At 69.2% G+C, this 21262-nt stretch carries 20 protein-coding genes; 6 read left to right on the top strand and 14 right to left on the bottom strand.

Features of this window, described 5'->3' with window-relative positions; translation table 11 throughout:
* Window positions 1-184: 184 nt before the first annotated feature.
* Both ACWD5F_RS07210 and ACWD5F_RS07205 read right to left on the bottom strand, forming a co-directional pair.
* Entirely contained in the window at window positions 185-961 is a 777-nt protein-coding gene (locus ACWD5F_RS07210; protein ID WP_451251929.1) for a polysaccharide lyase family 7 protein, read from the bottom strand.
* A gap of 310 nt (window positions 962-1271) precedes the next feature.
* Window positions 1272-2063 (bottom strand): SAM-dependent methyltransferase, encoded by a 792-nt coding sequence (locus ACWD5F_RS07205; protein WP_451251927.1) that lies wholly within the window; start codon window positions 2061-2063, stop codon window positions 1272-1274.
* Between the two features lie 110 nt (window positions 2064-2173).
* Here ACWD5F_RS07205 and ACWD5F_RS07200 point away from each other — a divergent pair, with 110 nt between their 5' ends.
* The 3 genes from ACWD5F_RS07200 (at window position 2174) to ACWD5F_RS07190 (ending at window position 5259) form a co-directional block, all read left to right on the top strand.
* Window positions 2174-2386, top strand: a complete 213-nt coding sequence (locus ACWD5F_RS07200; protein WP_451251925.1) for a hypothetical protein — start codon at window positions 2174-2176, stop codon at window positions 2384-2386.
* 251 nt (window positions 2387-2637) lie between these two features.
* Window positions 2638-4623, top strand: a complete 1986-nt coding sequence (locus ACWD5F_RS07195) for a galactose-binding domain-containing protein (protein ID WP_451252297.1) — start codon at window positions 2638-2640, stop codon at window positions 4621-4623.
* Window positions 4624-4650: 27 nt separating this feature from the next.
* Window positions 4651-5259: a TetR/AcrR family transcriptional regulator gene (locus tag ACWD5F_RS07190; protein WP_451251923.1), complete on the top strand. Its 609-nt coding sequence runs from the start codon at window positions 4651-4653 to the stop codon at window positions 5257-5259.
* A 12-nt stretch (window positions 5260-5271) separates the two neighbouring features.
* On the opposite strand, the gene ACWD5F_RS07185 is transcribed toward ACWD5F_RS07190, so the two are convergent.
* On the bottom strand, window positions 5272-5748 hold the full coding sequence (locus ACWD5F_RS07185; protein ID WP_451252295.1) for an RrF2 family transcriptional regulator: 477 nt from the start codon (window positions 5746-5748) through the stop codon (window positions 5272-5274).
* Between the two features lie 99 nt (window positions 5749-5847).
* Between ACWD5F_RS07185 and ACWD5F_RS07180 the strand changes: the two genes are divergently transcribed.
* Window positions 5848-6582 (top strand): SDR family oxidoreductase, encoded by a 735-nt coding sequence (locus ACWD5F_RS07180; RefSeq protein ID WP_451251921.1) that lies wholly within the window; start codon window positions 5848-5850, stop codon window positions 6580-6582.
* On the opposite strand, the gene ACWD5F_RS07175 is transcribed toward ACWD5F_RS07180, so the two are convergent.
* From ACWD5F_RS07175 to ACWD5F_RS07125, 11 genes are all read right to left on the bottom strand, one after another.
* The gene (locus ACWD5F_RS07175; RefSeq protein ID WP_451252293.1) at window positions 6558-8483 is read right to left on the bottom strand and encodes a SpoIIE family protein phosphatase; all 1926 of its coding nucleotides are present in this window, start codon (window positions 8481-8483) and stop codon (window positions 6558-6560) included. The genes ACWD5F_RS07180 and ACWD5F_RS07175 overlap by 25 nt on opposite strands.
* Before the next feature lie 669 nt (window positions 8484-9152).
* Entirely contained in the window at window positions 9153-9653 is a 501-nt protein-coding gene (locus tag ACWD5F_RS07170) for a flavin reductase family protein (protein ID WP_451251920.1), read from the bottom strand.
* A complete protein-coding gene (locus ACWD5F_RS07165) occupies window positions 9650-10150 on the bottom strand; it encodes an NAD(P)H-dependent oxidoreductase (protein ID WP_451251918.1) in 501 nt (166 codons plus the stop codon). The genes ACWD5F_RS07170 and ACWD5F_RS07165 overlap by 4 nt, the downstream gene beginning before the upstream one ends.
* Complete coding sequence (locus ACWD5F_RS07160; RefSeq protein WP_451251916.1) at window positions 10150-11556, bottom strand: MFS transporter; 1407 nt, start codon at window positions 11554-11556, stop codon at window positions 10150-10152. Before ACWD5F_RS07160 ends, ACWD5F_RS07165 begins: the two co-directional genes overlap by 1 nt.
* A gap of 1 nt (window position 11557) precedes the next feature.
* The gene (locus ACWD5F_RS07155; protein WP_451251914.1) at window positions 11558-12892 is read right to left on the bottom strand and encodes an NtaA/DmoA family FMN-dependent monooxygenase; all 1335 of its coding nucleotides are present in this window, start codon (window positions 12890-12892) and stop codon (window positions 11558-11560) included.
* Window positions 12889-13548: a cysteine hydrolase family protein gene (locus ACWD5F_RS07150; RefSeq protein WP_451251912.1), complete on the bottom strand. Its 660-nt coding sequence runs from the start codon at window positions 13546-13548 to the stop codon at window positions 12889-12891. Before ACWD5F_RS07150 ends, ACWD5F_RS07155 begins: the two co-directional genes overlap by 4 nt.
* Window positions 13548-14609: an LLM class flavin-dependent oxidoreductase gene (locus ACWD5F_RS07145; protein ID WP_451251910.1), complete on the bottom strand. Its 1062-nt coding sequence runs from the start codon at window positions 14607-14609 to the stop codon at window positions 13548-13550. Before ACWD5F_RS07145 ends, ACWD5F_RS07150 begins: the two co-directional genes overlap by 1 nt.
* A 72-nt stretch (window positions 14610-14681) precedes the next feature.
* The gene (locus tag ACWD5F_RS07140; RefSeq protein ID WP_451251908.1) at window positions 14682-15791 is read right to left on the bottom strand and encodes an ABC transporter substrate-binding protein; all 1110 of its coding nucleotides are present in this window, start codon (window positions 15789-15791) and stop codon (window positions 14682-14684) included.
* A gap of 70 nt (window positions 15792-15861) precedes the next feature.
* A complete protein-coding gene (locus ACWD5F_RS07135; protein ID WP_451251906.1) occupies window positions 15862-16719 on the bottom strand; it encodes an ABC transporter permease in 858 nt (285 codons plus the stop codon).
* Between the two features lie 17 nt (window positions 16720-16736).
* Window positions 16737-17564: an ABC transporter ATP-binding protein gene (locus tag ACWD5F_RS07130; protein ID WP_451251904.1), complete on the bottom strand. Its 828-nt coding sequence runs from the start codon at window positions 17562-17564 to the stop codon at window positions 16737-16739.
* A 150-nt stretch (window positions 17565-17714) separates the two neighbouring features.
* On the bottom strand, window positions 17715-18161 hold the full coding sequence (locus tag ACWD5F_RS07125; protein ID WP_451251902.1) for a hypothetical protein: 447 nt from the start codon (window positions 18159-18161) through the stop codon (window positions 17715-17717).
* A gap of 552 nt (window positions 18162-18713) precedes the next feature.
* On the opposite strand from ACWD5F_RS07125, the gene ACWD5F_RS07120 reads away from it, so the two are divergent.
* The gene (locus tag ACWD5F_RS07120) at window positions 18714-20648 is read left to right on the top strand and encodes a RiPP maturation radical SAM C-methyltransferase (protein ID WP_451251900.1); all 1935 of its coding nucleotides are present in this window, start codon (window positions 18714-18716) and stop codon (window positions 20646-20648) included.
* The gene (locus ACWD5F_RS07115) at window positions 20630-21232 is read left to right on the top strand and encodes a DUF5825 family protein (RefSeq protein WP_451251898.1); all 603 of its coding nucleotides are present in this window, start codon (window positions 20630-20632) and stop codon (window positions 21230-21232) included. The genes ACWD5F_RS07120 and ACWD5F_RS07115 overlap by 19 nt, the downstream gene beginning before the upstream one ends.
* Window positions 21233-21262 lie beyond the last annotated feature (30 nt).

Raw genomic sequence — 21262 nt, 5'->3', positions numbered from 1 at the left:
GCCGCGGACAGGGCTAATCCATGTCCTCTCACGCGCACCCCCAACGCATTCGGCCAACGGTCCCCCACCTGGGAACCGTTGGCCGAACCGTAGCGCTATGTGACGCCAACTGGAGCTGCGGGAGGCTGAGTTGAGGTAAACGGTAACCCCTTGGCCATCGCTTGGTGACACTTCGCCGGAAGTGTCAGCTGTGGGAGACGGTCAGCCCGTAGAAGGCGACGCGCGCGCCCTTGGTGGTGCTGTCGGAGGACGACTGGTTGTACGAACCGGCCTTGAAGTACTGCTTGTACGGGAAGAACGACGACGGGATCGAGTAGTGCGTGGTGGAACCGTTGACCGTGAGGTCGATGGTGTTCCCGCCGGAGACGCCGATCGTGTACGTCCAGGTCTTGCCGATGCCGACATTGGTGATGGGGTGCAGGGTCTGGCCGCCGGCGGGGGAGTTCTCCGTGCCGATGAGGATGTCGCCGTTGGAGCGGTAGTAGAGCTCCATGAGCGGCTTGGTGGAGGTGCCGCCGGTGCCGAGGTGGATCTGGCCGACGCACACGTTGGACGTCACCGACACCACGCGCAGGGTCGCGCTCAGCTTGTGGCTTCCGCTCAGCGACCAGTTGGCGGCGCTGCCGCTGCGGTTCATCTCCCGCAGCTCGGAGCGCGCGTAGTTGGAGTTGGGGGTCGTGACGCCCTTCTCGGGCGCCCAGAAGGTCATCGCTCCGTCACGCGTGTCGGTGTAGAAGTACGAGTCCTGGAACCCGTTCGCGCCCTGGAGCCGGGACGAGGAGATGGTGGTCGGCGAGCCCGGCGAGCCGACGGGCTCCTGGAGCTGCCATATCCCGAGGTCGAAGTTGCCGCCGGGGGCCTTGGTGGGGTCGGCGGCGCCGGCACTGCCGGTGCTCAGGACGACGAGGGTGCCGATGACGGCCGAGAGAGTCATCCCGGCCCGGACTTTGGAACGGATCATGGGCGTGCCTTTCGACGACGTGGGGGAAGAAGGCGAGCCGAGCGTTGCCATGTTTCACGTACATGAACAACAAGTTCATTCATGAACCATGCGCATGCAGGAGAAGTTAAAGGTCTGAACCATACGCGTCAAGGGGTGAAACGGAGTTGACCTCTCAACTCCGTTTCACGGCGCGGCAACACGGCGTCCAACCCCAGGTCACGCGAGAGCGAGCCGCCGGTCACCCGGCGCTTCGCGCTTGTTCGGGTGACCGGCGGCTCGCTCTTGGTCGTTGTCCGTGCCCTTGTGCTCGCTGTCGGTCGGGCCGGCGTCAGGCGACGACGCGCGCCACCCCGGCGTAGATCCCGCTGCCTTCCGGCTCCACCGCCGAGTCCGACGGGTCCCACTCAGGCGCCGTCACCAGTCCCGGCGGGACGAGGTCGAGGCCGTCGAAGAAGCGCTCCACCTCGGGCCGGGTGCGGAAGCCGAGCTTGATGCCGCCCTTGGCGTACTCGGCGGTGACCTGCGCGGCGAGCTCCGGATACAGGTCGGACGCGGCGTGCGACAGCACCAGGTAGCTGCCCGCGGGCAGCGTGGCGACCAGGTTGCGGACCAGGCCGTGGGCGTCCTGCTCGTCGGGGATGAAGTGCATCAGCGCGATCAGCGACAGGGCGATCGGGCGGTCGAAGTCCAGCACGTGGCGGGCGTGTTCGACGATCAGCTCCGGCCGGCGCACATCGGCCTCGATGTAGTCGGTCGCCCCCTCGATGCGGCTGACCAGCAGGGCCTCGGCGTGCCGCAGGACGATCGGGTCGTTGTCGGCGTAGACGACCTTCGCCGTCGGCACGATCTCCTGGACGACCTGGTGGAGATTGGGCTCGGTGGGGATCCCCGTGCCGATGTCCAGGAACTGGTCGATGCCCTGCCCGGCCAGCCAGGCCGCCGCGCGGTGCATGAACTGCCGGTTCTGCCGCGCCGCGTCCTTCGCCTCGGGCGGCAGCTTCTCGCCCACGGCCTCGTCCACCGGGTAGTTGTCCTTGCCGCCCAGCAGCCAGTCGTAGACCCGGGCGGGATGCGCCTTGCTGGTGTCGATCGACAGGTGCGGCTGGGGATCGGTCGTCATGGCAACTCCATCGCGCCGGGGGGCGGGGCAGGTTCGATGACGATCACTCTACTGCTCGATTCCGCGGGGCAATTCCTGGGGAGACTCTGCCTTCGCGAGGGGGCGAGGGGATGTCGGACTCCGGCGAGATGTTCGTGCTGATGGTCGTGACCCAGGTCGTCGGCTGGCTCGGCCTCGGGCTGGTGGGCCTGGTGCTTCTCGGTCTCCACCGCGGTGTGCGGGCGCTGTTCCGCGCGGTCACCGGCCGCCCTCGCCCGGCGGTGGAATCGGCCGCGCCCGAGGACGCCGTTCCGCCGGGTTTCGACGTCGGCGGAGGCAACTGAGCGACCCGGCGGCGATCTTGTGTGCGTGGACAGGTCCCGCACAGCTATCAGGTCAAGCGTCCCGGACTCTTGACTCGGAGGGCGCCCGCCCCGATCCTCAAGCCATATCTTGCGCAGGTCATGACAACCTCAAGGGTTGGTCAACCGCGCCATCCCGCCGACCCAGGGACGTGGCCGTGACGCTGATCGCTCGTTCGTACCGCAGACGCAAGCACGTCACCGTGGTGTCGCTGCTGCTTCTCTTCCTGGCCATGGCCCTTGGCCCCACACCGAGTTCGGCGGCCGCCGGCGACTGGTGGATCCCCACCGCGCGACCCACCCCGGACGCCCAGATCAACGTCACCGGCGAACCCTTCACCGGCACCAACTCCGCAGGCGAGGTACAGGGGTTCGTCGACGCGCACAACCACCTGTTCGGCAACGAGGCCTTCGGCGGGCGACTGATCTGCGGCAAGGTGTTCTCCGAGGCCGGGGTCGCCGACGCGCTCAAGGACTGTCCCGAGCACTACCCCGACGGCACGCTCGCGATCTTCGACTACATCACCCACGGCGGCGACGGCAAGCACGACCCGGTCGGCTGGCCCACGTTCAAGGACTGGCCGGCGTACGACTCGATGACCCATCAGGCGAACTACTACGCCTGGGTCGAGCGGGCCTGGCGCGGCGGGCAGCGGGTGCTGGTCAACGACCTCGTCACCAACGGCATGATCTGCTCCATCTACCCCTTCAAGGACCGCAGTTGTGACGAGATGACCTCGATCCGGCTGCAGGCGAAGCTCACTTACCAGCTCCAGGCCTACATCGACGCGCAGTACGGCGGCACCGGCAAGGGCTGGTTCCGGATCGTCACCGACAGCGCGCAGGCCCGACAGGTCATCGCGCAGGGCAAGTTGGCGGTGATCCTGGGAGTCGAGACCTCCGAGCCGTTCGGCTGCAAGCAGATCCTCGACATCGGCCAGTGCAGCAAGGCCGACATCGACAAGGGCCTCGACGAGCTGTACGCGCTCGGCGTGCGCTCGATGTTCCTGTGCCACAAGTTCGACAACGCGCTGTGCGGTGTCCGCTTCGACGAGGGCGGCCTCGGAACGGCCATCAACGTCGGGCAGTTCCTGTCCACCGGCACCTTCTGGCAGACCGAGACGTGCAAGGGCCCGCAGCACGACAACCCCATCGGCACCGCCGCCTCCGAGGCGGAGGAGGACCTGCCGGCCGGCGTGGCCGTCCCCTCGTACGCCGAGAACGCCCAGTGCAACACCCGAGGGCTCACCGAACTCGGCGAGTACGCGGTGAGCGGCATGATGAAACGCAAGATGATGCTGGAGATCGACCACATGAGCGTCAAGGCCGTCGGCCAGGCGCTGGACATCTTCGAGGCCGCCTCCTACCCCGGCGTCATCTCCTCGCACAGCTGGATGGACCTCAACTGGACCGAGCGCGTCTACTCGCTCGGCGGCTTCGTCGCCCAGTACATGCACGGCTCGGAGGCGTTCGCCGCGGAGGCCGAGCGGACGGACGCGCTGCGCGACAAGTACGACGTGGGCTACGGCTTCGGCACCGACTTCAACGGCATCGGCGACCACCCCGCCCCGCGCGGCGCCGACGCCACGAACAAGGTCACGTACCCCTTCAAGAGCGTCGACGGCGGGTCCGTCATCGACAAGCAGACCACCGGTTCCCGCACCTTCGACATCAACACCGACGGCGCCGCCCATGTCGGGCTGGTCCCCGACTGGGTCGAGGACATCCGGCTCGTCGGCGGCCAGGACGTGGTGAACGACCTGTTCCGGGGCGCCGAGACCTACCTCGGCACCTGGGGCGCGACCGAACAGCACCAGGCCTCGGTGAATCTCGCCAAGGGAGCGTCCGCCAAGGCCAGTTCGTCCGAGTCGAACCCCTTCACCAGCTACCAGCCCGGCCGGGCCGTCGACGGCGACGACGACTCGCGCTGGGCCAGTGACTGGAGCGACGACCAGTGGTGGCAGGTCGACCTGGGCTCCACCCACCTGGTCAGCCGGGTCACGTTGGACTGGGAGCGCGCGTACGGGAAGTCGTACGCCGTCGAGCTCTCCAGCGACGGCACCAGCTGGCAGACCGTCTGGTCCACCACCTCGGGAGACGGCGGCCTGGACACCGCCCGCTTCACCGGCACCCCGGCCCGCTATGTGCGGGTGCACGGCCTCGACCGGGGCACCGACTGGGGATACTCGCTCTACGAAGTGGGCGTCCACAGCGCCTGAGCCGCCTCACCCCACCCGAGGACACACATGGCACGCATGCCGTCGGCCGAGCGACGTACACAGCTGACGGCAGCCGCGATCAGGGCGATGGCCCGGGACGGCGTCGCGAAGACGACGACCCGGTCCATCGCCGCCGAGGCGGGCGTGTCCCTGAGCGTCTTCCACTACTGCTTCGACTCCAAGCAGGCCCTGATCGAGTCCGTCATCGCCACCCTCACCGACGACTCGGTGCGGGTGGTGAAGGAGGCATTGCGCCCCAGGGTCACGCTGGTTGAGACCGTCCGGGCCGGCTTCCAGGCGTACTGGGACCACGTCCGCGCCCACCCCGACGCGCACATGCTCACCTACGAACTCACCCAATACGCACTGCGCGAGCCGGGGTTCGAGCATCTGGCCCGCCGGCAGTACGAGCTGTACGGCGCCGCCTACGCCGAACTCATCGACCAGCTGCGCGGCGACATGGACGTCCAACTGGCCGTACCCGTGACCGTGTTGGCCCGCTATCTGGCGGCCATGACCGACGGCCTGACCCTCAACTACCTCGTCCTCGGCGACGAGTCGGCCTGGGCCGACATCCTCGACACGGTCACCGCGCACATCGCGGGTCTGGTGCAGGACGAGGCCCGCCGCCCCTGACCCGCAGGGTCGTCAGGCGCCGGTCGTGCGCAGCCAGGCGCCGACGGCGTTCAGGGCGCCCGCGCCGGAGTCGGACACCACGTCGTTCGCCAGGTCGGCGATGGAGATCGCCCTGAGGGCCTCGCGGCGCGCGGCTTCCGCGGTGGCCATGGCGCGTGAGATCGGGCAGGGCTTCGTACAGGCCTCGGCCGGGGTGGCCATGGGACCGCGCTGGCGGATCTCCGTGCAGACGAAGGCGGGGCTCGGTCCGTCCACGGCGTCGACCACGTCGAGGAGGGTGATCAGTTCCGGGGGCCGGGTGAGCGCGTAGCCCCCCGACTTGCCCTGGGTCGAGTGGATGAGTCCCGCCCGGGAGAGGGCCTGGAGCTGCTTGGCGAGGTAGGTGGGGGAGACGTCGTGCAGCTCGGCCAGGCGGGCGGCGGGGACCGGCTCGCGCACCGATGTCAGCACCACACAGCAGTGCAGCGCCCATTCGACCCCACCCGACATTTTCACGCTGATCACCTTACCCAGGTGCTTGACTCGGACACTTATTGTCCGAGTATAGTTCCGGATAGAAAGTGTCCGAGTATGGAGAAGGGAGCGGTCATGAAGATCGCGGTTGTCGGTGGTACGGGTCTGATCGGCTCGCAGGTGGTCAGCCGGCTGAACGAGCAGGGCCACGAGGCGACGCCGCACGCCCTGTCGACGGGTGTGGACGTCATCACGGGCGCGGGCCTGGACGAAGCGCTCGCCGGCGCGGACGTGGTCGTCAACCTGACGAACTCGCCGACGTTCGACGAGGCCTCGCCGGCGTTCTTCCAGACGTCGATGGACAACCTGCTGGAGGCCAGTCGCAAGGCGGGCGTCGGACACGCGGTGATCCTGTCCATCGTGGGCGTCGACGAGGTGCCCGAGCTGGACTACTACCGGGCGAAGGTCCTCCAGGAGGATCTGCTCAGGGCCGGCCGCGTGCCGTACTCCATCGTGCGCGCCACCCAGTTCATGGAGTTCATGGGCGCGGTCATGTCCTGGACCTCGGACGACGACACCGTCCGGCTGCCCAGCACGCCCATCCAGCCCATCGCCGCCGCCGATGTCGCGGCCACGGTCGCCGACGTCGCCGCGGGCGCGCCCGTGGGCGGCATCGTGAACGTCGGAGGTCCCGATGTCTTCACCCTCGACGAGGTGGGCCGCATCACCCTCGCGGCCAAGGGGGACCGGCGCAAGGTCGTCGTCGACGAGACCGCCGGCATGTTCGGCGCCGTCAAGGGCGACGTGCTGACCGCGCCGAGCGACGCCCGTATCGCCCCGACCCACTACCGGGACTGGCTGGCCTCCTGAGGCTCTGACGAGGTCTGGGCGCGCGGGAACTCGAACCAGACGATCTTGCCTGTGTTCAGGCGGGTCGCGCCCCACCGCCTGGCGAGCCGGTTCACCAGATACAGGCCGCGTCCGTTCTCGTCGGTGCTCCCGGCCTGCCGCAGCCGCGGCAGCTGCGGCACGTCGTCGCCGACCTCGCAGCGCAGCACGTCGGTGCGCAGCAGCCGCAGGGTGATGGGGCGGGTGGTGTACCGGACGGCGTTCGTGACGACCTCGCTGACCAGCAGCTCGACGGAGTCACTGAGTTCCTCCATGCCCCAGCGGGCGAGCGTGCGGCGGGTGAGCCGGCGGGCGCGTGCGGGGGCCGTGTTCTCGGGCTCGAGGAGCCAGTAGGCCACGTCGTTCGCGGCGATGCCGTCGAAGCGGGCGGCGAGCATCGCGATGTCGTCGTCCCGGTCCCCGGCGCCGGGCATGGTCAGTGCCTCGTCGCACAGGGCCTCGAGGGACGGCTGACGGTCCGGGCCGGTCGCCTGCGCCGCCGCGCTCAGCTTCTCCCGCAGCTGCTCGATGCCGGTGACCACGTCCCGCAGCCGGGACTCGACAAGACCGTCGGTGTAGAAGAGCAGGGTCGCTCCGGAGGGCGCCTCCAGCTCCACGGTCTCGAAGTCGACTCCGCCGACGCCGATCGGGGCGCCCGGCGGGACCTGCAACACCTCGGTGTGGCCGTCGGGGTGGAGCAACAGAGGCGGGGGATGCCCCGCGTTGGCGATGGTGAGGCGGTGGGAGATGGGGTCGTAGACCGCGTACAGGCAGGTGGCCATGCGGTCGGTGCCCATCCGCTGGGTCTGCTCGTTCAGGTGGTGCAGGATCTCCTGCGGGGGCAGGTCGAGTCCCGCGAGGGTCTGCACGGTGGTGCGCAGCTGGCCCATGACCGCAGCCGAGGTCATCGAGTGACCCATGACGTCACCGATCACCAGGGCGATACGGCTGCCGGGCAGCGGGATGGCGTCGTACCAGTCGCCGCCGACCCGTGCCGTCTCGGCCGCGGGGAGGTAGCGGAAGGCGAGGCGCACGCCGGCGCTGGTCGGCAGGGTCTGCGGCAGCATCGTGCGCTGCAACTCGTCGGCGATGAACGCCTCGCGGCCGTACAGCACGGCCTTGTCGATGGCGAGGGCGGTGTGGGTGGCGAGCTGGGCGGCGACCAGGAGGTCGTCGTGCTCGTAGGAGGGCTGCTCGGCGCCGCGGACGAAGAGCGCGGCGCCGGTCACCCGGCGTCGGCCGCGCAGCGGCGCGAGGATCGCGCGCTGTCCGTCGGGTACGGGGAACTCGTCGCCGTCGCCGAGGAGTTCGGGCAGGGCGGCGTGGGCCGCGGGCGTGTCGGTGAAGACCGGGCGCACCGCGCGCAGCACCTCGGCGAGCGGACCGCCGGGCGCCACCGGGCCGCGGTGGGTTCCGCGCAGCAGGGGAGTGGAGGGGGTGAGCACGGAGACGGACGTGGTCACCACCGTCTCCGCCGGGAGCTTCTCCGGGGTGGCGCTCTCGGCGCGGTGCAGCCGGAGCACCAGGTTGTCGGGCGGCCGTTCGTCGCCGACGGGCATGGGGTCGCGCAGGTACACCAGGACCGAGTCGCAGAAGGCCGGCACGGTGGCGCGGACCAGCCCGGTGACGATCTCCTCCAGATCCAGGCCACGCGCGATCCGCCGGGTCGCGGAGCCCACGAAGCGCAGCCGCTCGTCGCTCCGACGGGCACCCGCGCCGGCCGACTGGCGGGGGAGTGGCTGCTGGAGGGCGGGCATGGACGCGTCGACGTCGGTGAGCGGTGCGAGCACGTCAGCGACCGCGCCCTCGGGTGTACGGGCGACCTGCGCCAGGTCCGCCTCGTCCGGGGTCAGCGGCTCCGTCCGAGCGGGGGACGCCTCCATCGGCGTACGTGGATCCGGGTCGGGAGCCGACGAGAACGTCGCGGGTGTCCGCTCCGGGTCGGGAACCGGCGTGTACGTCCCGGATTCCTTGCCGCGTGCCGTGCCGTGGACGGCGCGCACCTCGGCAGGCGTATCAGCCACGATCCCCTCCCTCCTCGTCCTCCACGACTCCGAGCTGACATAACTCGCGGCGCAGCGGCTCCACCCTGTGTCCGGCCCTCGCCGGACGAGTCTGCCCGGTCGACGGCGTCATGCCCATCTCCCGTCGGCGCGAGACGTCCTTGATCCGGATCGTGATCCACATGTCTCGTACCGGTGCCACCCCATCGTGTCGGCCCAGGCCGAACGGTACCCCGAGGCCCTGAGGGCGTGGCGGTTCGGGGCCTGCGGCCAGGGACGCGGGGGATCGAAGACGTCGACACTCACTCCGGCCGTCCCCTTCCCACCCGCTCGGGCGCACTGCCTCGGTGAGCCCGCGCCTCCTCTGCCACCGGCACGCTACCCCCGCGCCGGTCCGTTTCGGCCAGCACAGCCGACATTGTCTTGCGCCGGACGTGCTCGCGCAGACATACGGGGAAAGCCGGGACCACCGGATCACCGAACGGCTCACGATCCGGGACGAGTTCGACCGCGCCCCGGGATTGCGTCCGACCAGGGGCGGTCGCCGTCTCAACCGGCCAGGAGCTTCAGCCTGCGCCGGTGCCACACCACCGGATTGCGCTCGTCGTCGGTCATCATCGCCAGGACGCGCAGCACGATGATGTCGTGATCGCCCGCCGGATAGGTGTGCTCGATCGCGCACTCCAGCAGGATCGGGGCGCCTTCCAGGAAGATCGCGCCGGAGGCGGCCTCCGTGGTGCCGAGGCCGACGAAGCGGCCCTCCTTGCTGCGGGAGGCGAGCTGGCGGGCCTTGTCGCTGTGCTCCTCGCCGAGGACGGAGACGCCGATCGCCGGCGCGCCCGACAGCTCCGGCCAGGTCGTCGAGCTGTGCTGGATGGCGAACGAGACCATCGGCGGCCGGTGCGAGACGCCGACGGCGAAGGAGGAGACGATCATGACGGTCGGTTCGTCGTGGACACGGGCCGCGAGGGCGGCGACTCCGGCCGGGAAACCGGAGAACGCCCTGGTGACCTCGTCGGGATCCGAGGTGAAACCCTCCGGTGCGGTCATCGGGTCGCCCTCGTGCGCGCGATGTCGAGCACGGTCCGGCCCCACCGCTCCAGCCAGCGGGCGAGCGAGTCGTCCGTCGTGTACGTGGAGTCGAGCTGGTAGAGACCCTGCGCGGGACAGATCGCGCCGAGTTCCACGAGCACCGGTTTGAGGGTGAGTTCGGGGGCGAGCGCGTGCGCCGGTCCCGCACCGAGCATCAGGGGCAGCGCCACCTGTCCGGCGAGTCCCGTCGCCGTCGGGAACTGGTCGAGGAAGACCTTGAGCAGCCCGCTGTAGGTGCCCTTGAACGTGGGCGAGGCCGCGATCACGACGTCCGCGGCCCGCACCCGCTCGACGGCCGCGGCGACCGGCGGGTCGCCCCAGCCGAGCAGGCCGGCCCCGAGCGAACCGACTTCGAGGACCTCACAGTCCAGCCCGAGCGCCTCGGCGAGGCGTTCGGCGGCATCGCGGGTGCGCGAGGCGGCCTTCGGATTTCCGACGACGGCGACAGCCTTCATCAGGCGACTCCTGTGGGTAGCCGGGGCCCGGCGGCGGCTGCCGCGCGGGAGTTCGCCCCGGGGTGGTCGACTCGGAGGAGCAGGGCGGCGAGGAGACAGACAAGACCGACGGCGGCCAGTCCGCCGAGGGCGGCCGTACAGCCGAATCCGCTCAGCAGCACGGCACAGACCGCGCTGCCCAGCACCGCCCCGAGCTGCTTCACGGCATTGAAGGTGCCCGACGCCGCCCCGACCAGATCCGGCGCGACCGAGGTCACCGCCGCGATCGACAGGGGCGACCAGACGAACGAGTTGGCCACTCCGTACACGGCGAAGACAGCGGTCAGCGCGGCGATCGGCGCATCCGTCGCGACGAGCACCGCCGACGCCCCGATGGACAGCACGAGCGCGGACGACCCGACGACGGCGACGGCACGCGCACCGACCCCGTTGTTCAGCCGGGCCGAGACCGGCGCCCCCAGCACACACACCACACCCATCGGTACGAGGGTGAGCGCCGCGGAGCCGGGCGTGAGCGCGCGATCCCGCTGGAGGTAGAGCATCAGCGGGATCATCGCCGAGCCCGAACAGAAGGCCGCGGCGGCGCCTCCCCAGGCGGCTGTGACGAACCCGCGGCTGCGCAGCAGATCGATCGGTACGAGCGCCCGCGTCCCGTGGCCCCGCTGCAACCGGACGACGGCCGCGACGAGCAGCGCCCCGGCGACGGCGAGCAGCCAGCGAGGAACTCCCCATACTTGGGCGCTCGTTGCGTCCGTGCCCTGGACGCCGAGGACGAGCGCGCCGAGGCCGGTCGCGTTCGCGCAGATCGCCCAGATCGGGATGGCCGCCCGTTGACGGGGGAGGACGGGGACGAGGACGGCCACGGCGACCATCACGGCGACCCCGACCGGGACGTTGACCCAGAACACCGCGGGCCAGCCGCCGACGCCGACGAGCAGTCCGCCGAGCAGGGGTCCGGCGGCCACCGCCGCGCCGCCGGCCGCACCCCAGACGCCGAGCGCGACAGCGAGCCGTGGCGGGCGGAACAGGGCCTTGATGATGGTCAGGCACTGCGGTGTCATCAGGGCGGCGCCGAGGCCCTGCGCCAGACGCCAGCCGATGAGGGCCTCGACGGTGGTGGCCAGCGCGCACAGCAGCGACCCGAGCGTGAAGGTCGCGAGCCCGATGAGGTGGACGCGCCGGTGACCGTAGCGGTCACCCAGCCGCCCCGCGATGATCAGAGGGACGGCGTAGGCGATGAGGTAGCCGCTGTTGACCCACAGCGCGAGGGTCTCGCTGGTGTGCAGGCCGGTGACCAGCGCGGGCAGCGCGACCGAGGTGACGGTGCTGTCCAGCAGCAGCATGAAGAACCCCGCGCACAGGCTGGTGAGGGCGAGCCAGTGGCGGCGCTCGCTTCCCGCGCTCATCTCACCTCACCAGGTTCTCGCGCAGCGTGGCACCCGGGCGGCGGGGCGCGAGCGCGCCGCGCCGGCGCAGCTCGGGCAGCAGCAGCTCGCCGACCTCCGCGAAGCCGGCGGGCATGCCCGAGGGGCAGGAGAACATGTAGCCGCCGAGCGAGCCGGTCGCGGCGAAGTTCTCCTCCAGCGCGTCGGCGACGGAGGCCGCGTCACCGACCAGGCTGTGATCGAGCCCCGTCGCACGACTGCGGCCGTGCGCGAAGAACTCCTCACGGCTCATCGTGTGCTCCTCCCCGAACTCCGCGAGGAGCGAACCGAAAAGACCCGCTGGGCTCGCGTTGGCCGCGACCAACTCGTCCCGCAACTCGGCCAGTCGGAACGAACCCGGCAGCGTCGACAGGTCGTAGCCCATGTTGTGCGACAGATAGGTGGCGACGGCCTCCTCGTGCCAGAACTCGTGCACCGCGTCGCGGCGCTCCCGGGCCTCGGCCGCGGTGCGGCCCACGACGACCTGGGTAGCCCACAGGATGCCCACCCGGGCCGGGTCGCGTCCCTCCGCCAGCAGCGCCTCGTCGAGCAGCTTGCGGTGGCGCTGCTGGGAGCCGAGGTTGCCCCCGAAGCCGAAGATGAGATCGGCGAACCGGGCCGAAGCGGCAATGCCCCGTGGGGAGTTGCCCGCCTGGACGATCAGCGGGTGGTGCTGCGGGCTGGGCACCGACGCGAGCGGGCCGCGCACGGTGAAGAAGCGCCCGTGGTGGTCGATCGGACGCACCTTCGCGGGATCGGCGAAGCGTCCCGTGTTCCGGTCGCGCACGATGGCGTCGGGAGCCACGGAGTCCCACAACGCACGGCACACGGCGATGAACTCCTCCATCCGCTCGTAGCGCAGGTCGTGGTCCATCAGCTCACCGAAACCGTAGTTCGCCGCGTCAGCGCCCCGCGTCGAGGCGACCACGTTGAACGCGATGCGACCGCCCGACACATGGTCGAGCGAGTTCAACAGCCGGGCCACGTAGAACGGATGCATGAACGTCGACGAATACGTCAGTCCAAAACCGACCCGCTCGGTCACGGTGGACATCGCGGCGATGACGGGCGCCATGTCGTGCCGCGGCCACTGGATGCCCCACTCCACGGCCGGTTCGATACTGCCCCGCCAGGTACTGGGTATGCCGCTGCCGTCACCGAAGAACAGCAGGTCGACACCGGCGCGTTCGGCGGTACGGGCCAGCTCCATGTACATGCGTACGTCCGGGAAGTCGAGCCCGACCCAGGAACCGGGCCGGGCCCACGCGCCCTCGGTGTGGGTGAAGGAGAGGTCGTAGCCGATGTGCATGCCGGTCATCGCGCGGCCCTCTTCCACAGCTCGACGACCTCGTCGGCGTCGCTGAGCACGGCCACGTTCAGTCCCAGCTGGAACAGCGCGGCGGCGTTGACGTGGTGGTCGTATGCGGCCGTCGTGTCCTGCGGTACGACCACGGGCCAGTCCAGTTGCACGGCGTCCTGCGCGGTCGCGTACACGCAGCACTCGCTCGTCAGACCCACCACGGTGAGCCAGTCGCAGCCCGCCGCGCGCAGCCGTGCGTCGAGATCGGTGCCGAGGAAGCCGCTGTAACCGCGCTTGACGACCCGCAACTCGCCCTCGACGGGCTGCATTTGATACCACTCGGCGCCGGGCGTCCCGATGCGGCACGGCTCGTCGGGGCTCACGGGCGCGTCGAAGTCGCCCTCGCGCAGCCAGTTGCTCGACCGCCACGGCCGCGCCGGGTCGCTGCCTAACTCGACCCACACCACCGGCACTTCGACGGTCCGTGCGGCATCGACCAGGTCGCCGATGCGGGCCACCGTCCGGTCGAGCGTCGCCAGCGTGGCGTCGGTCAGGCCGTAGGCGCCCAGCCGGTCCGGGTCGGCGAAGTCCCGCTGTACGTCCACCACGACGAGCGCCGGCCTGCTCTCCGGCCGCGCGAGCCGGGCGAGTTGTCTCTCCCGCAGCTCGGACATCACGCCGCCACCTCGTCGCGGGCCCGCAGCGCGGGCAGCACCGTCTCGCCGAACAGCACCATGTCCTCGTCGTACTCCGGGAAGATCAGCATGAGCCCGTCGAGGTCGGCCTCCCGCACGATGTACTCGATGTGCTCGGTCACCGTGCGCGCCGAACCGGCGACGTACGGCGTCTGGAAGGCCGCCTCCCCGTCGGCGCCGTCCGCCCACGCGCGGGCCTGGTCCTCGGGTACGCCCCAGGTGTGCCGCATATGGGCGAGCGCCTCGCGGTCGACGCCCACGCCCCACTCCCTCACCTTCTTGACCGCCAGCTCGTCGGTGTCGTCCTGGACGACGGTGAGCATCGAATACGTCTTGCACACCCGCCCGTTGGCCTTCGCCCGCGCATGGACGTCCGCGGACAGCGACCGCATGTCGTCGAGGCTGTCGGCGGCGAGAAAGGCTCCGTCGGCGTGCCGGGCCTGGAACCGGCGCGCGTCCTCGGACCGGCCCGCGCTGATGAGGGTCGGCCGGGTCGCCGGATGCGGCCGTGACTCGCAGTCGACGAGGTCGAAGTACGGGGTGCGCATCGTGACCGAGTCCTCGCTCCACAGCCGGGTGACCGCCTCCGTCCACAGCTCCGTCATCCGGTACCGGTCCTCGTGGCTCAACTCCGGGTCCCAGTCGCCGAATTGCTCGAACTCACCCGCGTACGAACCGTTCACGATGTTCATGCCCGCACGGCCACCGGAGATGTCCTGGAGGGTGGTGAGCATCTTCGCCGCGACCGCGGGATTGTGGATGTTGGCGTGCAGGGTCGCCCAGATCTTCACCCGGCTGGTCGCCTCGGCGAGCGCCGCCATCATCGTCATCGACTCCAGCGAACGGCCCCAGTGGTCCGTACTCCCGCCGAAACCACGCCACTTGGCCATCGACATCACGAAGTCGAGCCCGATGCTCTCCGCGTGCAGGGCGGCACGCCTGTTGTACGCGTAGGTCGCCTCGGGATGCGGCGCGGTGGTGGACAGCATCCAGCCGCCGTTCCCGATGGGAAGGAAGATTCCGTACTCTTTCGCTGGCACGTCACGGGCCTTTCTACGGCTCTTTCAGGGGCTTTTCCGCGGCTCTGCGGCTATGGCGTGATGGCGCCGGCGCTACGGCGCGGGCCAGACGAGCTTGTCGCCGTTGTAGATGTCCTTGACGAACGAGGTGTCGAACCACGCCTCGGCCTTGGCGGCGGTCACACTGCTCGGCACGATCTTGAACTGGTGCAGCATGTCGACGAGCTTCCCGACGTTGGCGGTGTCGATGCCGCCCAGCGGCTGTCCGGGCGACGGGTTCTCCTTCACGACCTGCGTCTCGGTCTTCCAGATGGTCGCGTTGAGCTTCTTGTCGTAGGTCGGCCCTGACAACTTGGCCGCGTAGCCGACGCATTCGGTGATGTGCGCCTCGCTGCCGGAGCAGTACTCGTACGCGTGCAGGGCGGCCCGCAGCACGTCCTCGACGGCGTGCGGGTGCGCCTTGGCGAACGCCGGGTTCACCGCCATGGCGCCGATCGAGCTGGGGATGTCGTAGTCCACCGGCTTCCACACGGTGACGTCCTTGCCGGCCGCCTCGAGCTGGTTGGGCTCGTTGGAGACGAACCCGGTGAGCGCTTCGAGGCCGCCCTGCTTGCGGGGCAGTACGGAGGGGTCGTAGCCCTCCTTGACCAGCTTGAGCGAGTCCCACTTGACCCCGGCCTTGACCATCATCGCCTGGACGGTGGCGGGCACGTACCCCTTGTGACCGACGACCTTGCCGTCGAGCTGGGTCAGATCGGTGATGTCCTTGTTGGTCATCAGGATGTCGAGCCCGGCGTTCGAGTACGAGGAGATGCCCTTGATGTCGATCCCGTTGGCCTGCGCCTGGATCAGGTCCTGCTCGGAGATCGCGGACACCGTCGCCTGCCCGCCGGCCAGCAACTTGGTGTTCTGCGCGGTGTCCCCGGTACCGGGCTTGAGGTCGACGGTGAGGCAGAGGTCCTTGAAATAGCCCAACTTGGCGGCGGCGACGTATTCGAGGATCGAGACGGAGGACTGGAACTGGTACCCGGAGAGATACGTGATCTTCCCGGCGGCCTTGTTCTCGGCGCAGCGCTTCGCGGATATCGCGGAACCGGCGGCGCCGGCGGAGCTGCTGTCGTCCGACCCGGAACCGCAGCCGGCGGCTCCGAGCACCAGCGCGGCGGCGACGAGGGCGGATCTGGTGCGGCGAGTTACGGGCATGGGTGACTCCAAACTGGCTTTGACGCCGGAAAGGTGAGGAACGCGGGTCCGGAGGAGCGCCCTGTCAGGCTCAGTTCGCGCTGTCGTGCCAATGCAGCACGCGACGCTCGACGACGGTCACCGCGAGCAGCAACAGCACACCCATCACCGCAAGGACGAGGATCGAGGCGTAGACAACGGGGAGTTGATTCATGGAGGACGCCACACTGATCGCGGTGCCAAGACCCCCGGTGGACCCGGACGCGGACATCTCCGCGACCACAGCCCCGATGATCGACAGCGGAAAGACGATCCGCAGCGCGGCGAAGAGATACGGCAGTGCGTGGGGGACACGCAGATGCCACAGCAGCTCGATCCGACTCGCATTCATCGTCCGATAGACCTGCAACACCTGCTGAGGAACGGACCGCAACCCCGTAGCCGTGTTGATGAGGATCGGAAAGAAACAGATCAGCCCGGTGATGATCAGCTTCGGCATGGGTCCGAACCCGAACGCCACGACCAGCGCCGGCGCGATCGCCACCAATGGGGTCACGTTGAGGACGACCGCGATCGGCATCACCGCCCGTCGCACCAGCGGGAGTTCACTGGTCAGCACCGCGAGGACGAACGCGGCGGCGAAGCCCATCCCCAGCCCGGCCGTGGCCTCGCCGAGCGTGACGAGGGCGTTGTGGACGTAGTAGCCGAAATTGTCGGAGAGTGAACTGCCGACGTCGGACAACGGCGGTAGCAGATAGGGAAGTCGTTCGGCTCCCCAGTGCCAGAGACCGCCGAGGATCGCCAGCATCACGACGAGGGGCAGCCACATGGCCGGCCGGATCCAGGCGATCCGGGACCTCGGGTGCTTGAGGCTGAAGCGGGACGGTTCGGCGGGCGGTCGCGTGGTCCCGACGGCCGGACCGGCAGCGCGTTCTTCGGCTACGGTCATGTCCCTCACGCCCCCACTCACGCGGCTTCGCTGTGCCAGGCGAGGCGCAGCCGCTCTCGCACCAGGTCCTCGTACTCGTGGAACCGCCGCTCCCCGAAGAGCCGTTCACCGCGCGGCCGGGGCAGATCGACGTCGATGCTCTCGACGATGCGACCGGGGTTCGGCGCCATCACGACGACGGTGTCGGAGAGTCGTACGGCCTCGGAGACGGAGTGGGTGACGAAGAGGACCGTCGTCCGCAACTCCTCCCAGAGATCCAGGAGTTGGTCCTGGAGGCTCTCGCGGGTGAACTCGTCGAGCGCCGAGAAGGGTTCGTCCATGACGAGCACGTCGGGCTGTAGACCGAACGCCCGCACGATCGCGGCGCGCTGGCGCATGCCGCCGGACAGTTGAGCCGGGAGCTTGTGCAGGGCGTCGCCGAGACCGGCCTTGACGAGGAGTTCCGTCATGTCGGGGACGGCCGCTGACTGCCGCTCGGCGAAGTCGGCGATGCGTTCGCGCCGCTTTCCCGCACCCCGGTTGATCTTCTGCGGCAGCGTGACGTTCCGCAGGACGGACAGCCACGGCAGCAATGCGGGGCTCTGCGGCACGAGTCCGATCATCTTGGCCGCGCACGCCTGCGCCGGAGTCACGCCGTGGACCGACACCTCGCCGCGGTCCGGCGCTTCGAGCCCCGCGACGAGACGCAGCAACGTCGACTTGCCGCAGCCGCTGGGGCCGATGAGACTGACGAAACGGCCCGACGGCACCGTCTGGTGGACGTCGTCGAGGGCCGTGGTCGCGGCCGACCCGAACCCGTAGACCCGTCGCACCGACCGCAGTTCGAGTGCTGGCGTACCAGTCACCTTCACGCTCCCATCCATGTCGCGGGCACGAATGCCCGATCCTGGAAGTCGGAGAGCGTGCGTAGCGAGTGCGACTGACTGCCACGCGGAAATCCGCTTAGGTGCCCCCGACCGTAGGAAGATTGTGTTTCGGGACACCGCAGTTGTCTGTTACGCGCGTTTTACGTCTGGCCGCGACGGGGGTCGCAGCGGGGCGACCGCGCTGCCGTCGTACACGTAGATCTCGATCCCGAGGTCCGCCGCTGCCCGCGCCACCCAGCCGCCGAGCGCCTGCACGATCAGCTCGGTGACCAGCAGCACCGTGCGGTCGGCGGTCGGCACGGAGTCCCTCAGCCAGAGCAGCTTGAACATGTCCGCCATGACCTTGTTGCGGTAGGCGGGTTTGTAGGCGCCCTGGTTGCAGACCAGTTGGACGAGGACGCGGCCCGTGGCGTCGATCCCCTCGACCTCGACGCGGCTGCCGTCGGGCAGCATGAGCGGTTTCGGGCGCAGCACGACACCGAGCCCGTCGCCGAGGGCGAGCAGCATGCGGCGCTCGATGGACCCCTCGGCGAACCGGCTCCACTCGGTGGGGGAGTCAAGTACTTTCAGGCGCACATCCGGGAGTGTAGGAATGTGCCGTTTCCTCGGTGTTTCGTGGTGCCGGTGTGGCCAGAGGTGCGCTGCTGAAGGCCGACAACCTTTCGACAGGCTTTTGCCTCAACTCGCTGTGCGAGCCTCGTGCGAGCGGATGTGTGATCTTCGCGTCTGCTCCAGCCGCGCGTCCACCTGCTGGGCAATGCCTCGTTCGCACACCGCGTCCGCGGAGCAGCCGAGAGGAGGGCACCATGCAGAAGACCGTTGTCATCAACGACCCGCAGAGCGACAACCGTGAGTCGGTCAAGGTCGAGGTCGGGGTCACCGTCAAGTTCTGAGCGCCACCGTCAGCACATCCCGCATCTGCCGGCATGTCCGGTGATGCGTCGCGCTTCCGGTGCGACCGGAGTGTTCCGGCCGCACCGGAAGCGCCTCTGTGGTGAACCAGGAGAGGTGGATCATGAAAAAGGTCGTCGTGGTCAACGATCCGCAGGCAGACAACCGGGACGACGTCGAGTCGACCCACATTTCCGTCATGCTCGTCGTCTCGTTCTGAAAGCCTTCGGAGGACGCGTGAAGATCACACTGGTCAACATGCCGTGGGCGACGATCGCCACCCCTTCGCTCGCCCTGGGGATTCTCGCTCAAAGAATCAAGGACTCCTTTCCGGATATGGAGACGAAGACGGTCTACGCGAACATCGAGTTCGCCGACTGGATGGAGCGGCAAGGGGGATACGGCGCCGCCGACTTCAGCTTCTTCTCCTTGCAGAGCTATTTCATGGGATGCGGGGACTGGGTTTTCTCCTCCGCCCTCTACGGGGATCCGTCCTGGCGGGTCGAGGAGTTCACGAGCACGTTCGAGGACCGGATCAGCGACCGGCAGAAGGAATCGTGCCTGCGGTTGCACCGGACGGTTCCCGAGTTCGTCGACACGCTCGCGCGGCAGATCGTCGCCGACGGCCCCGACCTCGTCGGCGCGACCTCGACCTTCCAGCAGAACGTCGCCTCCCTCGCCCTGCTGCGCCGGATCAAGGAACTGGCCCCCGAGACGGTCACCGTGATGGGCGGCGCCAACTGCGACGGCCCTCAGGGCGAGGCGCTGCACCGTAACTTCGAGTGGATCGACTACGTCGTACGCGGCGAGGCGGAGCGGACGTTCCCCCAGCTCGTCTCCGCCCTGCGCGACGGCCGGACGGAGGACCTGGCCCGCATCCCCAGCCTGTGCCGTCGTGCGGACGGCGCGAGCGTGAGCAACCCGCAGGCCAAGCAGCTCCTCGCGCCGGCCGAGATCCCGATGCCCGACTTCGACCCGTACTTCGAGCGGATCCGCGGCTCGCGCGTCCAGTCCTGGTACGAGCCGGTGCTCGTCGTGGAGGGCGCCCGCGGCTGCTGGTGGGGCGAGAAGCACCACTGCACCTTCTGCGGGCTCAACGGCTCCGCCATGACCTTCCGCAGCAAGAGCCCGCAGACCTATCTGCAGGAGATTCTCACGCTGGCCGAGCGCCACCACGTCCTGGACTTCTACGCGGTGGACAACATCCTCGAGATGTCCTTCATCGAATCCGTGCTGTCCAAGCTCGCCGACGCGCCGTTCGACCTGCGTATGCAGTACGAGGTCAAGTCCAACATGAATCTCTCACAGATCTCCCGGATGCGCGCGGCGGGAGTGGTCAGCGTCCAGCCGGGAATCGAGAGCCTCAGCACCCGCGTGCTGAAACTCATGGACAAGGGTGTGAGCGGCACACACAACATCCGGTTCCTGCGCGACGCGGAGACCAACGGGATGTCCGTGGCGTGGAACTATCTGTACGGATTCCCGGGCGAGACCCCCGAGGACTATCTGCCGATCATCGAGCAGATTCCGGCCCTGCATCATCTGCACCCGTCGAACGGGATCAACAGGATCGCGCTGGAGCGGTTCAGCCCCAACTTCGACCGCCCGGAATTGGGTTTCTCCGACCATCACCCGCACTGGCAGTACGCGCTCACCTACGATCTCCCGGAATCCGAACTGGCCGATCTGGCCTACCTGTTCGAGGCACCTCCGCAAGGTATCGACGACAAGCTCGCCGACCGGCTCAAGACGGCCCTCGACGAATGGGGCGACAACTACATCCGCAGCCGGCTGACCTACACCGACGCGGGCGACCGGATCCGGCTGACCAACTCCAGGCCGGGCTACGCCTGGCAGACGATGACCCTGACGGACCCCGTCGAGGTCGAACTCTTCCGCGCCCTGCACGACCCGAGGTCCGTCCGCCATCTGACCGGACTCGCGAGCCGCGGCGACGGCGCGGACACATGGGACGAGAACCGGGTCGAGCAGCTGCTCGCCGACTGGCGCAGCCACGGCCTGATCTTCGTGGACGCCGACCGCGCGGTCCAGCTCGCCACCGAGGACGAGAACCAGTTGATGTGCCGCATCCGGCGCGAGTCGGAGCGGGTCGGCGGGTCCGAACTCGCCCTCGAACAGGCCGAGGAGCCCACATGCGTAACGATCTCCTGACCGCGTCGGCACCCAGCGCACCGACGGATCCGGCAACCGGGTCCACCGGCGAGCAGGTGCGTGACCTGTACCGGCAGGGCGTCCGGTACACGGCCATCGAGGAGCCGGTCTCGCTGAAGTCGCCCACGGCCCGCGACCTGCGCGCGCTGGACTTCGTACGGGTGGCCACCGCCCGCGGCATGCTGGTGCGTTGGCATCTGCGGGTGGGCCGCCGCGCCGACCCGGCCCTGCTGACCCAGCACCTGACCCACCTCCAACCGCCCGTCACGCTCGAGGGCAACCGTTCCCCCGAGCGCCTGGAGCTGTGGAAGGTGCGCTTCTACGTCGGACGCTGTGTGTGGCGCCGGGGCCCGGGGTTCGTCCAGATCCGCGACCGCCGGGAGGGCGTGCTCCAGCTCTTCGACCTCGACGAGCCCGCGTACATACGGGCGGTGGGGCTGCTGGAGGAACAGCGGACGGCCGAGGTCGATCCGGACGTGCTCACCGCGCTGCGGGACGAGAACCTCGTCCTCCGGCTCGGTGACCACGACTGGTGGGCGCCGTGCCTGATCGACCGCTGGCCCGTCCCGTCCATGCTCCTGTGATTGCCGTATCCGAGGCTCTCGCTGTTCCGA

Source organism: Streptomyces sp. NPDC002499 (genome assembly GCF_053595415.1).
Note: the sequence above shows the minus strand (reverse complement) of the source record. Positions and strands in the feature narration are given on the sequence as shown.